At 71.9% G+C, this 15,267-nt stretch carries 13 protein-coding genes and 1 pseudogene; 5 read left to right on the forward strand and 9 right to left on the reverse strand.

Going from position 1 to position 15,267, the window contains the following annotated elements; genetic code table 11:
- Positions 1 to 225, forward strand: a pseudogene (locus tag J7E94_RS21000) (hypothetical protein); the annotation flags it as partial.
- 46 nt (positions 226 to 271) lie between these two features.
- Here the strand turns inward: J7E94_RS21000 and J7E94_RS21005 are convergent.
- From J7E94_RS21005 to J7E94_RS21040, 8 genes are all read right to left on the reverse strand, one after another.
- Positions 272 to 1,111: a PaaX family transcriptional regulator C-terminal domain-containing protein gene (locus J7E94_RS21005; RefSeq protein ID WP_215017665.1), complete on the reverse strand. Its 840-nt coding sequence runs from the start codon at positions 1,109 to 1,111 to the stop codon at positions 272 to 274.
- Positions 1,112 to 1,222: 111 nt separating this feature from the next.
- Complete coding sequence (locus tag J7E94_RS21010) at positions 1,223 to 1,993, reverse strand: Asp/Glu racemase (RefSeq protein WP_285440806.1); 771 nt, start codon at positions 1,991 to 1,993, stop codon at positions 1,223 to 1,225.
- 10 nt (positions 1,994 to 2,003) lie between these two features.
- Complete coding sequence (locus J7E94_RS21015; RefSeq protein ID WP_215017667.1) at positions 2,004 to 2,918, reverse strand: fumarylacetoacetate hydrolase family protein; 915 nt, start codon at positions 2,916 to 2,918, stop codon at positions 2,004 to 2,006.
- Between the two features lie 60 nt (positions 2,919 to 2,978).
- The gene (locus tag J7E94_RS21020; protein WP_215017669.1) at positions 2,979 to 4,091 is read right to left on the reverse strand and encodes a cupin domain-containing protein; all 1,113 of its coding nucleotides are present in this window, start codon (positions 4,089 to 4,091) and stop codon (positions 2,979 to 2,981) included.
- Positions 4,088 to 5,158, reverse strand: coding sequence for a carbon-nitrogen hydrolase family protein (locus J7E94_RS21025; protein WP_215017670.1), 1,071 nt, complete (start codon positions 5,156 to 5,158; stop codon positions 4,088 to 4,090). Before J7E94_RS21025 ends, J7E94_RS21020 begins: the two co-directional genes overlap by 4 nt.
- Before the next feature lie 12 nt (positions 5,159 to 5,170).
- Positions 5,171 to 7,588 (reverse strand): bifunctional salicylyl-CoA 5-hydroxylase/oxidoreductase, encoded by a 2,418-nt coding sequence (locus J7E94_RS21030; protein ID WP_215017672.1) that lies wholly within the window; start codon positions 7,586 to 7,588, stop codon positions 5,171 to 5,173.
- A 97-nt stretch (positions 7,589 to 7,685) separates the two neighbouring features.
- Positions 7,686 to 8,183 (reverse strand): thioesterase family protein, encoded by a 498-nt coding sequence (locus J7E94_RS21035; protein ID WP_215017674.1) that lies wholly within the window; start codon positions 8,181 to 8,183, stop codon positions 7,686 to 7,688.
- A gap of 48 nt (positions 8,184 to 8,231) precedes the next feature.
- Positions 8,232 to 9,896 (reverse strand): AMP-binding protein, encoded by a 1,665-nt coding sequence (locus J7E94_RS21040; protein ID WP_215017676.1) that lies wholly within the window; start codon positions 9,894 to 9,896, stop codon positions 8,232 to 8,234.
- A gap of 177 nt (positions 9,897 to 10,073) precedes the next feature.
- Between J7E94_RS21040 and J7E94_RS21045 the strand changes: the two genes are divergently transcribed.
- From J7E94_RS21045 to J7E94_RS21060, 4 genes are all read left to right on the forward strand, one after another.
- Positions 10,074 to 10,652, forward strand: a complete 579-nt coding sequence (locus tag J7E94_RS21045) for a hypothetical protein (protein WP_215017678.1) — start codon at positions 10,074 to 10,076, stop codon at positions 10,650 to 10,652.
- 134 nt (positions 10,653 to 10,786) lie between these two features.
- On the forward strand, positions 10,787 to 11,503 hold the full coding sequence (locus J7E94_RS21050; protein WP_308345401.1) for a DUF4142 domain-containing protein: 717 nt from the start codon (positions 10,787 to 10,789) through the stop codon (positions 11,501 to 11,503).
- A 4-nt stretch (positions 11,504 to 11,507) separates the two neighbouring features.
- Positions 11,508 to 12,869, forward strand: coding sequence for a DUF1996 domain-containing protein (locus J7E94_RS21055; protein ID WP_215017680.1), 1,362 nt, complete (start codon positions 11,508 to 11,510; stop codon positions 12,867 to 12,869).
- Between the two features lie 176 nt (positions 12,870 to 13,045).
- Positions 13,046 to 13,837 (forward strand): RNA polymerase sigma factor, encoded by a 792-nt coding sequence (locus tag J7E94_RS21060; protein ID WP_215017682.1) that lies wholly within the window; start codon positions 13,046 to 13,048, stop codon positions 13,835 to 13,837.
- Positions 13,838 to 13,985: 148 nt separating this feature from the next.
- Here J7E94_RS21060 and J7E94_RS21065 read toward each other — a convergent pair whose 3' ends face one another.
- Complete coding sequence (locus J7E94_RS21065) at positions 13,986 to 14,828, reverse strand: helix-turn-helix domain-containing protein (RefSeq protein WP_308345402.1); 843 nt, start codon at positions 14,826 to 14,828, stop codon at positions 13,986 to 13,988.
- Between the last annotated feature and the right edge of the window lie 439 nt (positions 14,829 to 15,267).

Below are 15,267 nucleotides of genomic sequence, written 5' to 3' on the forward strand. Positions count from 1 at the left end.
ACAACAACAACTCCCAACCCCTACGTCCGTGACGGCCTCGCCGCGACGATGCACGCGTCCTGGATCTCCTTCATCCGCACCGGCGACCCCCACCACGCCCCCATGCCGCGCTGGGACCGCTACGACCGGGACTCCCGTACGACGATGGCCCTGGACTCGGTGACCACGGCCGTCGGCGACCTTGCAGGGTACTGGCGCCGCCTGCACCACCCCGCGACGCCGTAGCCGCACCGGTCGCCCCGCACGATGCGGTCGCCCCGGACGACACGGTCTAGGACTCGGGCGTCGCCTCGTCCAGGCCGGTGACCTGCCGTACGTGCAGCAGGCTCGGCTCGGCGAGCACGTCGTGCAGCTGCTGGAAGATCCGGCGCGCGGCGACCGCGTTCCAGTCCGCGGGGAGCAGCTCGCTGGGCAGACCGGGGTCCAGGTAGGGCAGCCGGCGCCATTGGGTGAGCATCGGGACGTAGTGGCGGAAGGCCTCGCCGCCGTCGATCTCGCGCTGCTGCGCGAGACCTTCGGCGACGGACCCGTACGCATGGGTGAAGGTGGCGTACTGCTCCTGGATCGCCGGGAAGTCCCACCACGAGCTGACCGTTCCGGGCAGGTCGCTGAAGGCGGCGTAGTCAGCGGCGAACAGATGCACGTAGTCGCTGAGTCCGCGCCGTATGAGCATGTCGCGGGCGTCGTCGAGCAGCCGGCCGGGGGCCAGCCACACGCCCGGAGCGATGTTCCCGAAGCCGAGCCAGGTCAGCCGGGTGCGCAGCTGGTAGCGGTAGGACCGCTCGGACTCCGGCACGGAGAAGACGGCCATCGCCCAGCCGTCGCTCAGCCGCGCCGGTTCCAGGCTGCCGAAGATGCGCCGGTCGCCCTCGTCGAAGACGGGCCGCACGGCCGGGCTCAGCCGGTAGCCCGTGGCACCGCGGCGCTCCGCCTCGAGGACGGCCTTCTTCTTCAGGCGGGAGATCGCCGAGCGCGCCGCCGGGCCGTCGACGTCCAGTTCGGACATCAGGGTGATCAGGTCGGCGACCGAGATCCAGCCGCCGAGGCGGCGCAGGAACGCCCCGTAGACCGTGTTGATCAACGAGCTGGGCCTGAGGGGACTGTCCGCCATGATCGCCTTCCGTCGTGTGCGGTCGCGATCCTACCGAGCCGTGCGGGCGGGGCACGGTCCAGGTCCGGGGTGCGGGGCCCCGGGGGCGCGACGACGGGTGGCGCCGTGCCGTCACTGCGCATAGGCGCCCGACAGGAGGTGGCCCGCTCCGGGGGCCACGGCCGGCAGGTCCAGGGCGCGCAGCATCTGGTGGGCCGTGCACACCGCGGCCGAGACGACGGGCTTGCCGAGGAGCTGTTCGGCCTCCTCGATGGCGCCCAGCGAGGGCATCTGGACACAGGCGGAGAGCACGACGGCGTCGGCGTCGGCGTGGTCCAGCGCCCGGGCGAGCCCCGGGAGCCGGGCCGGGTCGTGGGCGGCGACGTCGAGGTTGTCGGGGATCTCCAGGGCCTCGTAGTCGAGGACCTCGATGCCCTCATTGGTGAGGTAGTCGACGACCGTCTTCGTCAGCGGCCGCATGTAGGGGGCGATCAGGGCGATCTTCTTCGCTCCGATGGTGTGCAGGCCGTGGACGAGGGCTCCGGCGCTGGTGACGACGGGGGCGGCGGCGCCGTTCTCGACGGTACGGGTGTGCAGGCGCTCCTCGGACGTGCGGTGGTAGCCGAAGCCCATGCTCATGATGGCGACGAGGCAGGCGTAGCCGAGTACGTCCACGCGGGCGTCGGAGAGCTCGACGGCGCACCGGTCGGAGTCGGCGTCCATGGCCTTGAGCTGCTCCGGGGTCACATGGGTCATGCGCATCCGGCTGGAGTGGAAGGTGAAGCGCTCCGGGGCGACGGATTCCCGGGCGCGCAGGATCGCCGGCACCTCGGTCTCCATCGTGACGTTGGAGCTCGGCACGATCTGGCCGATGCGGTAGGTACGGGGGGTACGGGCGGACATGTTTCGCTCCTCAGCGGGCGCAGCGGGCGTCGACGACGGGGTTGGTGAGGGTGCCGATGCCTTCGACGGTGGCCTCGACGGTGTCACCGGGGTGCAGGAACTCGGGCGGGACCATGCCGGCCCCGACGCCCGCGGGCGACCCGGTGGCGATGACGTCACCGGGTTCGAGGGTGACGCCGGAGGAGATGTCGGCGATGAGGCGGGCGATGGGGAAGAGCATGTGCCGGGTGTTGGACTTCTGCTTGGTGACCCCGTTGACGCGCAGGGAGAGGTCGAGGGCCATGGGGTCGGGGATCTCGTCGGCCGTGACGACTGCGGGGCCGAAGGGGGCGTAGGAGTCCTGGCCCTTGGAGAAGAACCACTGGCCCGAGCGGCGCTGGTCGCGGGCGCTGATGTCGTTGACGATGCTGTAGCCGAAGATGTGGTCGTACGCGTCCTCCTCGCTCACCCGGAAGGCGGTGCGGCCGATGACGACGGCGAGTTCGCACTCCCAGTCCAGCTGGGTGGTGAGGTCGGCGTTGTGCAGGATCGGCTGTCCCGGGCCGGTGACGGCCGTGGCGGGCTTGCTGAAGAGCACGGGGCGCGGGGGCCGCTCCTTGTCGGTGTCCAGGCTGCGGCTGGACTCCTCCACGTGCTCGACGTAGTTCAGTCCGACTCCGATGATCTTCCCGGGGCGCAGCGGGGCCGCGAACGCCACCTCCTCGATCCGGTGCACGGCCTCGGCCGGCCACGCCGCGGGGCCGCCGGCCAGCAGGCGTCGCGCGGTGTCCCGGGCGGGGGCGCCCGCCCGGATGAACGACAGGAGGTCCAGGGGCAGCGGTTCGCCGGCCAGGCCGGCCAGGGTGGCGAGGTCGACGACGAGGTCGTCGGCGTGTGCCCCGAGGCGGAGGGGCGGACCGTCGTGGGTGTAGCTGACCAGCCGCATGGGTGGGTGCTCCTTGCAGGTGAAGGGTGAAGGGGTGAGAGGTGAGGGGTGAGGGGTGCTTCAGGCGGTGGGCTGGTGCCCGCCGTTGTCGGTGTACGCCTCTTCGCGGTGGAAGCCGAGCGAGCGCATGACGGGGAAGTCGTTGAAGGAGAAGAGGCAGGCGTCCTCGGACCGGTCGAGGTTCTCGTGCTCGTGCCAGGCCCAGGAGGGCACGCAGAACATGTCGCCCTGCTGCCACTCGAAGCGCTGTCCGGCGATCACCGAGACGCCGCGCCCCTTGGCCGCGGTGTAGATGACCGAGCCGGTGTGCCGGTGGGCCGAGGTGGCCTGGCCGGGCCGCAGGAGCTGCATGTGGGCGCCCATGGTGGGCATGACCGAGCCGCCGGTGAGCGGGTTGGTGTACTCCGCGATCACGCCGTCGTACGGGGAGCCCTCGGTGGCCTCGGCCAGGTTCAGCAGGGCCTCGTAGGTGGGCTCCCAGGGGAAGGCGAGCAGCGGCGAGTAGGGCCGGGTCCACTTCTCCACGCCGTACGGAAGGAGGTTCGCGCCGTACGTCAGGACCGAGGAGTTGATGACCTTTCCGGGGGTCTGGTACAGCTCGGGGTGGACCTCGTAGAACCCGGCGTCCAGGGCGTTGACCAGCGGGATGTCGAGTCCGTCCTGCCAGATGACGGGGGCGTCGTCGGCTTCGTTGCCGTGCTCGTGCCAGGTGCCGTTCGGGGTGATGGCGAAGTCTCCGGGGCCGACCTTCAGCTTCTGGCCGTCGACGATCGTCCAGGCGCCCGTGCCCTCGTGGACGAAGCGCAGGGCGGCGGCCTGGTGGCGGTGGGCGGTCATGGCCTCGCCGGGGCCCATGATCTGCAGGCCGGTGTAGAGGAGTCCGACGGCGGCGCTGACGTCCTTGCGGCCCGGGTTGACGAGCATGACCACGCGGCGGCCGGCGTCGTCGGCCTTGACCAGGTCCAGGGCCTTGCGGACCAGGGGCCGCAGTTCGCTGTAGCGCCAGAGCACGGGGACGGACTTGGGCTGCGGGTACCAGGGCTCGATGTCGTTGGCCACGGTCCACAGCGCGCCTGCTTCGAGCTGGGCGAGTTCGCCGTAGAAAGCGGTGAGTTCGGGCGATTCGGATACGCGCGCGCGGCCCAGCCGGCTGTCGTCGTACTCGGTGGTCATGCGTCCTCCTTGGTGATGCCTGTGATGTCTGCGATGCCGGTGGTGTGGGTGATGTCGGTGGTGTGGGTGATGTCGGTGGAGAGGGGTGCCGCGCTGTGCGCCGGGTCCGTCGCGAAGGTCACCGGGGTGCGGGGGCGGTTGTCGACGTGGAGCTGGAAGACGTCGAAGCGGTTGTAGTGGCCGACGATGTCGTGCATCTGCTTGGGCTGGATGCACCGGGCCAGGTCGATCTCGGCGTAGACGATGCCCTCTTCGTCCACGAGGGGTTCGGTGACGGGGCGGCCGTCGGGGCCGAAGATCCCGGACAGGGCGCTGCGGGGACGGGTGAACTGTTTGCGCAGCTCCTCGTCGTCGCCCGCGATGGCGTCCACGATCTCCGGGGAGACGGTCGAGCAGGCGACGACGGAGAAGACCTTGCCCTCGAAGCTGTGGGCGGCGGTGCGGACGGCGATGGCGTCCGCCATGTCGTAGTCGGCCGGTGCCACGGGCAGGGCGATGTAGCAGGAGGCGTGGACCAGTTCGCCCTGGGCGAGGAGGGCGAAGCGGGCCAGGGTGTTGGTGTTCTCGCCGCAGGCGAGGGCGCCGAGCGGGCCGACGGGGGTGTGGTGGACCTTGAGCGAACTGCCGTCTCCCCCGGTCCAGGTGAGCTTCTCGGCCCAGGTGGGCACCAGTTTGCGGTGCACTCCGATGAGTTCGCCGTCGGGGCCGATGGTGAGCAGGGTGTTGTAGAGGACGCCGAGGCTGTGGGAACCGCGCTCGTTGACGCCGATGACGAGGACCACGCCGTACTGGCGGGCGGTGGCGCGCAGTTGGTCCACGTACGGGCCGGGGACGTCGACGGCCGAGCGGTAGAGGCGCTCGAACCAGGGCGAGCCCTGCACCGGGTTCATCGTCCAGTTCCAGTACGGATACCCGGGGACGAACACCTCGGGGAACACGACGAGTCCGGCGCCGCCTGCGGCCGCCTGTGCGATGAGCCCGACCGCCTTGTCGACGGTCGCCGCCGCGTCGAGGTACACGGGGGCCGCCTGCACGGCCGCGGCGGTGAAGCGTGGCAGATTGTCCATCGGTTCTCCAGGTCAGCGGGCGGCCGCGGCGGCGGCAGCGGGGACGTGCGGAACCCAGCGCTGGTGCACGGGCGCGGAAGCCTCGCGGAGCAGCTGGAGGCGGGGCGGGACGCGGTCGGTGCGCGCAGCCGGCGGGCGGCCGCTGCCGGCCCGCCAGGAGGCGGGCCACGGTGCCGCCGGGCCCCGGTAGCCCTGGGCGGCCGCGGCGTGCAGCGTCCACAGGGGGTCGTGGAGCTGGGCGCGGCCGACGGCGCACAGGTCGGCCCGGCCGGCCAGGATGACGGAGTTCACGTCGTCGTACGTGGAGATCGCGCCGACGGCGATGGTGGGCACCCCGGTGGCGTTGCGGATCAGGTCGGCGTACGGCGTCTGGTAGCTGCGGCCGTACCGGGGCCGCTCATGGGCGACGACCTCGCCCGTGGACACGTCGACCGCGTCGGCGCCGGCCTCGCCCAGAGCGCGGGCGATCTCGACCGCGTCGGCCTCGCTGGTGCCACCGGCGGCCCAGTCCGCGGCGGAGATGCGGACCACGAGCGCCTTGCCCTCGGGCCAGACGGCTCGCACCGCGCGCAGCACCTCCAAGGGGAAGCGCAGCCGGCCGGTGAGGCTGCCGCCGTACTCGTCGGTCCGCTCGTTGGTCAGCGGCGAGAGGAAGCCGGACATCAAGTGGCCGTGGCCGTACTGCAGTTCCAGGGCGTCGAAACCGGCACGGTGGGCGCGTTCGGCGGCGGTGGTGAAGTCGCGTGCGATGTCGTCCATGTCCTGGCGTGTCGCTTCCCGGGGGATCCCGGCGTGCTCGTCCCAGGCCAGCGGGGAGGCGGCGACGAGCGGCCACCCGTCGGCCCCGAGCGGGACGGCCCGGCCGTCCGCTCTGGGCACGCCGGTCGCGGCGCGGCGGCCGGCGTGGGTGAGCTGGATGCCCAGGCAGGTGTCCGACTGGCCGTGCACGAAGTCGGTGATGCGCCGCCAGGCGGCCTCCTGCCCGTCCGTGTACAGGCCGGGGCAGCCGCGGGTGGCCCGGCCGTCGGCGCTGACCGCGGTCATCCCGGCGAGGACGAGTCCGCTGCCGCCCAGGGCCTGGGTGCTCAGGTGGACGAGTTCGAAGTCGCCCGGTACCCCGTCCCGCGCGGTGTACAGCGCGGTGGGCGGTACGACGACACGGTTGCGCAGGCGCAGGCCGCCGAGCCGGAACGGGCGGAACATCGGCGGGACGGTGGTGGCGGTGGGGGCCCCGGCGGCGGTGGCGCCGGGCCGGGTGGCCGTCAGGGCGCTCTCGTCGGCGTGCCAGGAGTCGACCGCTCTGGTGAACTCCTCGTCGCGCACCCGCAGGTTGTCGTAGGTGACGCGACGACTGCGGGTGAGGAGGTTGAAGGCGAACTGCGGGGGCTCCTGGGCCGTGTAGCGGCCGACGTTCTCGAACCATTCGAGGCTGGCCTGGGCGGCGCGCTGGGTGGATTCGACCACCGGCCGGCGTTCGGCCTCGTAGGCGGCGAGCGCCGAGCCGACGTCGGGGTGTTCGTGCAGGCAGGCGGCCAGGGCCAGGGAGTCCTCCATGGCGAGCTTGGTGCCGGAGCCGATGGAGAAGTGGGCGGTGTGGGCGGCGTCGCCGAGCAGGACGACGTTGCCGTGGCGCCAGGAGGCGTTGCGGACGGTCGTGAAACGTATCCACTTCGAGGCGTTGGGGATCAGCCGGTGGCCGTCGAGGTGGTCGGCGAGGATCTCCTCGCACCGCCGCACGCTCGCCTCGTCGCTCTCGCCCCGGGCGAACTCCCGGTCGGCGAGCGCCTCGAAGCCCGCCCGCCGCCAGTCGTCCTCCGCGATCTCCACGATGAAGGTGCTGCGCTGGTCGTCGTACGGGTAGGCGTGGACCTGGATGCTGCCGAAGTCCCGCTTCTCGACGATGAAGGTGAACGCCTCGAAGACGCGGTCGGTGGACAGCCACATGTAGCGGCAGTGGCGCTCGTCCAGGTCCGGGCGGAAGCTGTCGGCGTAGGTGTCGCGGGCCGTGGAGCGGATCCCGTCCGCGGCGACCACCAGGTCGTAGCCGGCCGAGAGCTCCTCCACGGGCGGGGCCTCGGTGCCGTAGTGCGCGCGCACCCCGAGCTCGGCGCAGCGGTTCTGCAGGATCTCCCGCAGCCGGTTGCGGTCCAGGGCGGCGAAGCCGTGGCCACCGGAGACATGGACCTCGCCGCCGTAGCGGACATCGATGTCGCTCCACCGGGCGAACTCCGCGGACATGGCCGCGAACACGGCGGGGTCGGCCTGGGCGATGCCGTCCAGCGTCTCGTCGGAGAAGACGACGCCGAAGCCGAAGGCGTCGTCGCGGGCGTTGCGCTCCCAGAGCGTGATCTCCCAGTCCGGTGAGAGCTGCTGGGCCAGGGCGGCGAAGTACAACCCGCCGGGCCCTCCTCCGATGACTGCTACACGCACGGTGTTCCTCCTTGTGGTTCCGGACAGCAGATTATGCTGCACATTTGGCGATCGTCAAGAATGCAGCATATTTGCTGGGATGGGGCATCGCCTCGGGTCACGCGAACAGCTCGGGGGCCTGCGGACCGGCCTTGGTGAGGACCTCCCGCACGTCATCGGGCCAGGGCGTGGATCCCGTGGCACGCGCCGCCGAGTGGGCGATGACCATGCGCCCGGTGGCGGCCGGCTCCTCCCCCTCGCCGCGGACGGTGAAGGCGTAGTGCAGGGAGCTGGTTCCGACCTTGACGACCGCCAGTTCGGTGCGGACGGTCTCGCCGAACCACAGCCGGGCCCGGTAGTCGGCTTCGAAGCGGACGCGGGGGGTGCTGCCGAAGAGGTGGGCCAGACCCAGTCGCCGCAGCAGGACGGCCTCGGCCGCCTCGACCCAGCGCACCACGGTGGAGTGGTGGTAGTGGCCGGCCGCGTCCGTGTCGGGCCATTCGACGCGCCGCTCGATGACGACGCCGGGCAGGTTCTGCGCCAGGGCTTCGGGGCATCCGGCGGCGCAGCTGTCGGTCGGTGCGGAAGGCGCCTGCCGCGGGCGGGAGATGTCCATGATGGTGTCTTTCGTTCGGCCGGCGAGGGGTGAGGGTGAGGGTGAGGGCTATCCGGCGGGGGCGTCGGCGTGCGCGGGGGCGTGGGAGGGGGCCTGGGCGTGGGCGCGCTTGCGCAGCTCGGCACGCTGGAGCTTTCCGTTGCTCGTGCGCGGGAGATCGGTGACGAACTCGACGGCGCGCGGGTACTTGTAGGGCGCTACGGTCCGCTTGACGTGGTCCTGGAGCTCCTTGACCGTCGCCGCGTCGGACGCGACACCCGGGCGCAGGATCACGTACGCCTTGACGACCATGCCGCGCTTGTCGTCCGGGGCCCCGACGACGCCGCATTCCTCGACGTAGGGGTGGGTGGCGAGTGCCTTCTCCACCTCGGGGCCGGCGATGTTGTACCCGGAGGAGACGATCATGTCGTCGCTCCGGGCCACGTACCAGAAGTACCCGTCCGCGTCCCGGACGTAGGTGTCGCCGGTGATGTTCCAGCCGTTCCTGACGTACACGCTCTGGCGCGGATCCTCCATGTACCGGCAGCCCGTGGGGCCGGTGACGGCGAGGAGTCCGGGCTGCCCGTCCGGAACGGGCTCGCCCTCTTCGTCGACGACGCGGGCCCGGTATCCGGGGACCGGCCTGCCCGTGGAGCCGGGCCGTATGTCGCCGTCGGAGGCCGAGATGAACACGTGGAGCATCTCGGTGGCGCCGATGCCGTCGATGATGCCGAGTCCGGTGGCGGCGTGGAACTCCTCCCACACGGCCGCGGGCAGCGCTTCTCCGGCGGACACGCAGCGGCGCAGGCCGGCCAGCCGGTGCACCGCGCCGGCCGCCATGATCGCCCGGTAGGCGGTGGGCGCCGTGAAGAGCACGGTGACTCCGTGCTCCGCCACGAGGTCGGCCAGCTGCCGCGGGGCGGCCTGCTCGATCAGCAGGGTGGCCGCGCCCGCGTACAGCGGGAAGACCACGAGTCCGCCGAGTCCGAAAGTGAAGGCGAGGGGCGGGGTGCCGGTGAAGACGTCGTCCGGGCGGGGGCGCAGGACGTGGCGGGAGAAGGTGTCGGCGTTGGCCAGGACGTCCCGGTGGAAGTGCAGGGTGGCCTTCGGCCGGCCGGTCGTGCCCGAGGTGAAGGCGATCAGGGCGACGTCGTCCGCCGCGGTGGCGACGGTGGCGAACCGGCCGTCCTTCGCGGCGCAGCGCGCGACGAGGTCCTCCTCGCCGGGACCTCCGTAGGCCAGCACGGCAGGGCCGGTAGTGCCGGCGGCGGCGGTGAGCTCGTCGAGGTAGCGGTGGTCGCACACGGCGACGGTGGGCCGGCTGATCTCGCCCAGCTGTGCGAGCTCCCCGGCACGGAGCAGCGGCATGGTGGTGACGGCGACGCCGCCGGCCTTCAGGACGCCGAACCAGGCGGCCACCAGCCACGGGTTGTTGGGGCCGCGCAGCAGCACGCGGTTGCCCGGGACGAGGCCGAAGTCCTCGGTGAGCACGTGGGCGACCTGATTGGCACGTTCCAGCAGGTCACCGTAGGTCCACCGGTCTGTGGGAGTCAGCAGGCAGGGCCGGTCGGCCCCCCAGCGGAGGACGGTGTCGTCGAGGATCCGCGCGGCGCAGTTGAGCCGGTCGGGGTAGTGCAACTCCGGTAGGTCGAAGTGCAGTTCGGGCCAGAGCGGGAAGGGCGGGAGCCGGTCACGGCAGAACGTGTCGGCATGGGCGGACGGGGACAGCTCCATGGGGCGGCACCTCAATCTCGGGGCAGCAGGGGGAGTGGAGCAAGTATCTCGCTAATCTGCCGACCGTCAATGATTCGCGATATCCGACTGTGTTAACAGCGTGTTACGCGCCTTAAGTCAATGAATCGGGGCATATCACCAGAAGAGGAACCATTCCCCCGCCCTCGGGAGGCTGACATGGCACGGCTGTCCGTCGACGGCGGTCTGCTCGCGGTACGCCTGTCCTGGTGGGAGAAGATCGCGGCCCGGCAGAAGGGTCCGCGCGTCCCCTTGGCGGCCGTGGCCGAGGTCGCCGTCGTCACGGACTGGTGGCGCCCGCTGCGCGGCAGGCGGGCCCGGGGCACGCTCGTGCCCTCCGTGCTGTGTCTGGGGACCTGGCGGCACGCCACGGGTCAGGACTTCGTCGCCATCCGTGCCCGGCACCTACGGGTGGTCCGGGTCGATCTGCGGCCGCCGTCGCCGTACGCCCGCATCTCTGTCAGCGCCCCGGAGCCGGAGGAGACGGCCGCGGCCCTTCGGTCGGCCCTGGCCGACCGGCCCGGCGGCAGTCCGCGCGTAGGCCGCGGTCCGCACGTAGGCCGCGGTCCGCACGTAGGCCGCGGTCCGCACGTAGGGCGCCGTCCGCGCGTAGGCCGGCGTCCGCACGTGGGCCGGCGTCCGCACGTGGGCCGGCGTCCGCACGTAGGGCGCCGTCCGCGCGTGGGGCGCGGCAAGATATCAGTCTTTCGAGTGGTCGCCCGGATGTTTATCCAATAGTGATGGCCCTCCCGCTACGGCACCGCAAGGGGCACTAGCGTCCCGTGACACCCCGGGAACGCGGGTGTGCCCCGCACGGCGCGTGCGGCCCCCCTGCCCCGCCACCCTCCCGGCCCACGGAGCAAGGAGGCACTGTGCTGTCATTCCGGCGGAGGTCCATCAACAGCCTGTCGATGGCCGCGAGATACACGATCGGAAGCGGCTTCGTCATCACCGCCCTGGCCGTCACGCTGATCGCCCTGCTGATCCCGGTGGACAATTTCGGCGGCCGGACCGCGGCCGCGGCCGGGCGGCCGGCGGCCGAGGACGACGGCGCCGGGATCCTCAGTACGGCGTACGGTCCGCTCACCCCCGCGGACCGCGACTTCGTCCGCAAGGTACGGCTCGCCGGGCTGTGGGAGCTGCCCGCCGGCCGGCAGGCCCAGCAGCGCGGCACGCGCGCCGCGATCCGTACGGCCGGGGAGCACCTCGTCGAGGGCCATACCGAACTGGACCGGCAGGTCATCCAGGCCGGCCAGGCCCTCGGCATCGACCTGCCCAACCAGCCCTCCGCGCAACAGCAGGACTGGCTGAGCCAATTGACCCGGGCCAAGGGCGACGAATACGAGCGGCTGTTCATCCAGCTGCTGCGCCGCGCGCACGGAAAGGTGTTCGCGCTGCTCGCGCAAGTACGGGCACAGACACGCAACTCCATGGTCCGCGCCCTCGCCACCTCCGCCAACACCACCGTCCTGGACCACATCACGGTCCTGGAGGACAGCGGGCTGGTCGACTTCGACGCCCTCTCCGACGCGACCCCAGCCCCCGTTCCGTCCCCTCCCCCGTCCGTCCGACGAAGTGAAGTGAAGTGATCGCATGAGTGAAAAGGGCCATAAACGCCCCTGGTTGTCGAAGCGGCTGCTGGCCACGGTCGCCGCTCTGGTCCTGGGCGGTGGCGGAGTCGCCGTCGTCGCCGGCAACGCCAACGCGGGCCAGGAGCAGGACCGTACGGCTCAGGTGACGGCCACCATCGACTGTCCCGACGTGGGCGACCGGCTCACGGCCGTACCCGACCAGGCCCGGTCCGAGGTCGACGAGAGCCTCGCCGAGCTCGACGTACAGGTGGCCGAGGCCTACCGGCGGCTCGCCGCCGGCGAGGCGCGCGGCGACGCCCTCCTCGGCGGACTCCAGGGGCAGCGCGAGCAGACCATCACCCGGATGTCCGATGCGATTGCCCGGTCCGCGGACCGGCCCGAGGAACTCAAGACCCTCGCCGGATGCCAGATGAAGCAGGCGTCCGCGCAGGACGACGCCGCGGCGGCCGATCCGGACTCCGCCCGCAGCATCGGGGGCAAGGCCGGCCCGGCGCGGAGCGACTTCGTCTCCATCACCAAGGTCCGGCCGAACGTACGCACCCCCGCACCGGCCGCCGGTGCCTCCACCGGTTCCTTCAGCTCGCGGTGCGGCCGCAACGAGAACGGCCACTCCAACCCCGACAATGTGATCGTCGCGCCCGGCGTCTCCAACGGCGCCCACCACATGCACGACTACGTGGGCAACAAGTCCACCGACGCCTTCTCCACCAACGACAGCCTCGCCAAGGCCGGCACCACCTGCGGCAACGGCGACCAGTCCAGCTACTACTGGCCCGTGGTCCGGCTGCGCGACGGCCAGGCGGAGAAGGACGCCAAGGCGCCCGGCGGCGGGCTGGACGCGAACGTCGGCACCATCCTGCGGCCCAAGCAGGTCACGATCACCTTCAAGGGCAGCCCCGTCGGCAAGGTCACGGCGATGCCCCGCTTCCTGCGCATCATCACCGGCGACGCCAAGGCCTTCACCAACGGCACGGCGAACGCCAACGCCTCGTGGAGCTGCACCGGCTTCGAGGACCGCCAGCTGAAGGACAAGTACCCGATCTGCCCCAAGGGCAGTGACGTGGTGCGCACCTTCACCTTCCAGAGCTGCTGGGACGGCCGGAACACCGACAGCGCCAACCACCGTACGCACGTGGCCTTCCCGGACCGCAGCGGCCGCTGCGCGAAGGGCTTCACCGCCGTTCCGCAACTGGTGCAGCGGATCACCTACGGCATCGCACCGGGCGCCCGGTTCGCCGTCGACAGCTTCCCGGAGCAGCTGCACAAACCGGTGACGGACCACGACGACTTCATCAACGTCATGTCGAACGGCCTGATGGCCACCGCCGTCGACTGCATCAACGGCGGGCGCGCCTGCCGCTGACACCCGCGGCGGTCCCTGCGGATCTCCCCCACCCCCAGTACTCCCGGGCGCGGCGCACCCCTCCCCCACCCCTCGCGCCCGCCCGGGACAGGTGTTGGCCCGAAGCCGGCTTCGGGCCGACACCGCACAGCTGTGGCCGGGCCGGCCCGGTCCCGAACGACCCTGCGAGGAGTCCCATGTCCGGCTCTCGTACATCCGCAGACACCGACGGGGAACTCACCCGCCGGCTCAGGAGGGGGTTCGGCGCGGGCACCGCGGACCCGGCCGTGTGCGACCTCCTCTACCGGCGCCACCGGCGGGCGGCCCTCGCGTACGCGCGCACCTGCTGCCGGACCCCCCAGGACGCGGAGGACCTCGTATCGGAGGCCTTCCTGCGGACCCTGCAGGCCGTCCGCTCCGGCGCCGGCCCCCGGGGGCCCTGGCGGGCGTACCTGCTGGCCGTCGTGCGCCATACCGCCATGCAGTGGCGGGACGGTGAGGGCCGCACCCTTCTGACTGCGGACTTCGACGCCTGGTGTCAGCAGGCGGGCACCGGCGGAGACCCGCAGTCCCGGCTGCTCGCGGGCGAGGACCGCCGGCTCGTCGTGCGTTCCTTCCACACGCTGCCGCCGCGCTGGCAGGCCGTCCTGTGGCACACCCTCGTCGAGGAGGACCCGCCGCACCAGGTCGCCGCACTGCTGGGCATCAGCCCCAGCGCGGTGACCTCGCTGGCCTTCCGGGCTCGGGAAGGACTGCGCGAGGCGTATCTCCGCGCCCATCTGGACACCGTGGCGGACGGCCGGTGCGGCCACTACAGCGGCATGCTCGGCTCGGCGGTGCGGCGCGCCGCCCGTACGCACCCGCCGCGCGGGCTCGCCGTGCACCTGGCGGCGTGCGGGCCGTGCGCACGGGCGTACGCGGAGCTGATCGATCTCAACTCCACGCTGCGCGGGGCGGCTGCGGGGCCCGGCCCGGCTGCCGCTGCCTGAGCGCTGCCCGTCAGCGGCCTTCGTGAACGGGCCTCGTGAGCGCGCCTCGTGAGCGCGCCTCGTAAGCGCGCCTCGTAAGCGCGCTCGTGAGTGAAAGCGGCCCGGCCCCGTGGTGACGGGACCGGGCCGACAGCCGTCCGGCCGTGGCTCACAGGCCGTTGACGCGCGCCATCCGCCCGACGACCACGGGGGTGAAGTCCGCGGTGACGACACGGGCCGTCCTGCGACCCACCCGCGAGTGCTGACGCCGTACCTGGGCCATCAGCCGGCGGCTGCGCAGGGCCATCTCCAGCTCGAACCGGGTGCGCGGGTCCCGCAGTCCGGGTCCGAAGAGTTTCTCCAGCTGCCGCATGCGGTAGCGGACCGTCTGCGGATGCACGCTCAGGGCCTTGGCCGCCTCGGGGGCGCCGCCGCCCTCCAGCCAGGCCAGCAGGGTCACTTCCAGCCGCTCGCTCTGGCGGGGGGTCAGGTCTGCCAGCGGCCGCAGCCACCGGGCGGCCAACGCGTGGGCCAGCGGCTCGTCCTGGAGCAGGAGCAGGGTCGAGAGGTGGTCGTCGACGAAGACGGCACGGGTGTCCAGGCCGCCCGGGCGGGCGGGCGTCAGCGCGAGCAGGCGCAGCGCCCAGCGCAGTGAGGAGGCGGTGTCCCGCAGCGGGACCGCGTGGCCGACCGCCGCGAACCGGCCGCGCAGGGGGAGTTCGAGCGCGGCCCTGGTGTCCGGATCCGGGCTCGGCACCAGCAGGCACGGCCGGCCGCCGAACATGCCGCCGAGGGCGTCGTCCAGCACGGTCGCCAGCTGGTGGGTCTCACCGGGCGTGGCCGGGGCGATGGCCCGTACGGAGGCCGGGAGGGGCCAGCCGGCCGCCTCGGCGAGCTCCGTGAGGGAGCTCTCGGATGAGGCCCGGTCGTCGGTGAGCGCCTTGAAGAGCTCCTGGCGCGCCCGGCTTCCGTGGTCCGCGCCCCCGGCCCCGGCCCCGGCTTCCGCCTCCACCTCGGCCTCCGCCTCGGGATCTGTGGGTGGCGGCAGGGCTTTCAACGCCTGCGGCCCCTGTCGTCCTTGCCGCCCTCGTCGTCCTTGTGCTGTCTGTGCTGTCTGTGCTGCATGTGATGGCAGGTGTTGCTCCTGTTCCTTGTCCGAGTGGCTGCCGCGTCCGTCCCGTTCGGCCGGGGCCTCGCGGTAGCCGAGAGCGGCGAGAAGAGCCTCTTCCACTCGCTGTCTGAGCAATTCGTCATCGATGGCATCGTTGTCATCGATAAGCGTGGAAAATCCCGGAATTCCATGCAGAAGCTCCTCCACTATCTCGGCGGCCAGCGCGGGGAGTTCCCTTCGCAGGACGCGGGTCCACTCTCCGCGTGGGCGGGACCAGATGCGGTTCAGAAGTTCGCACATCGTTTCCTCGTTCGTGCCGGGGTGAGGCCTGCCCGGTGCG

Origin of the sequence: Streptomyces sp. ISL-94 (genome assembly GCF_018614075.1) — a bacterium.
Classification (GTDB): Bacteria; Actinomycetota; Actinomycetes; order Streptomycetales; family Streptomycetaceae; genus Streptomyces.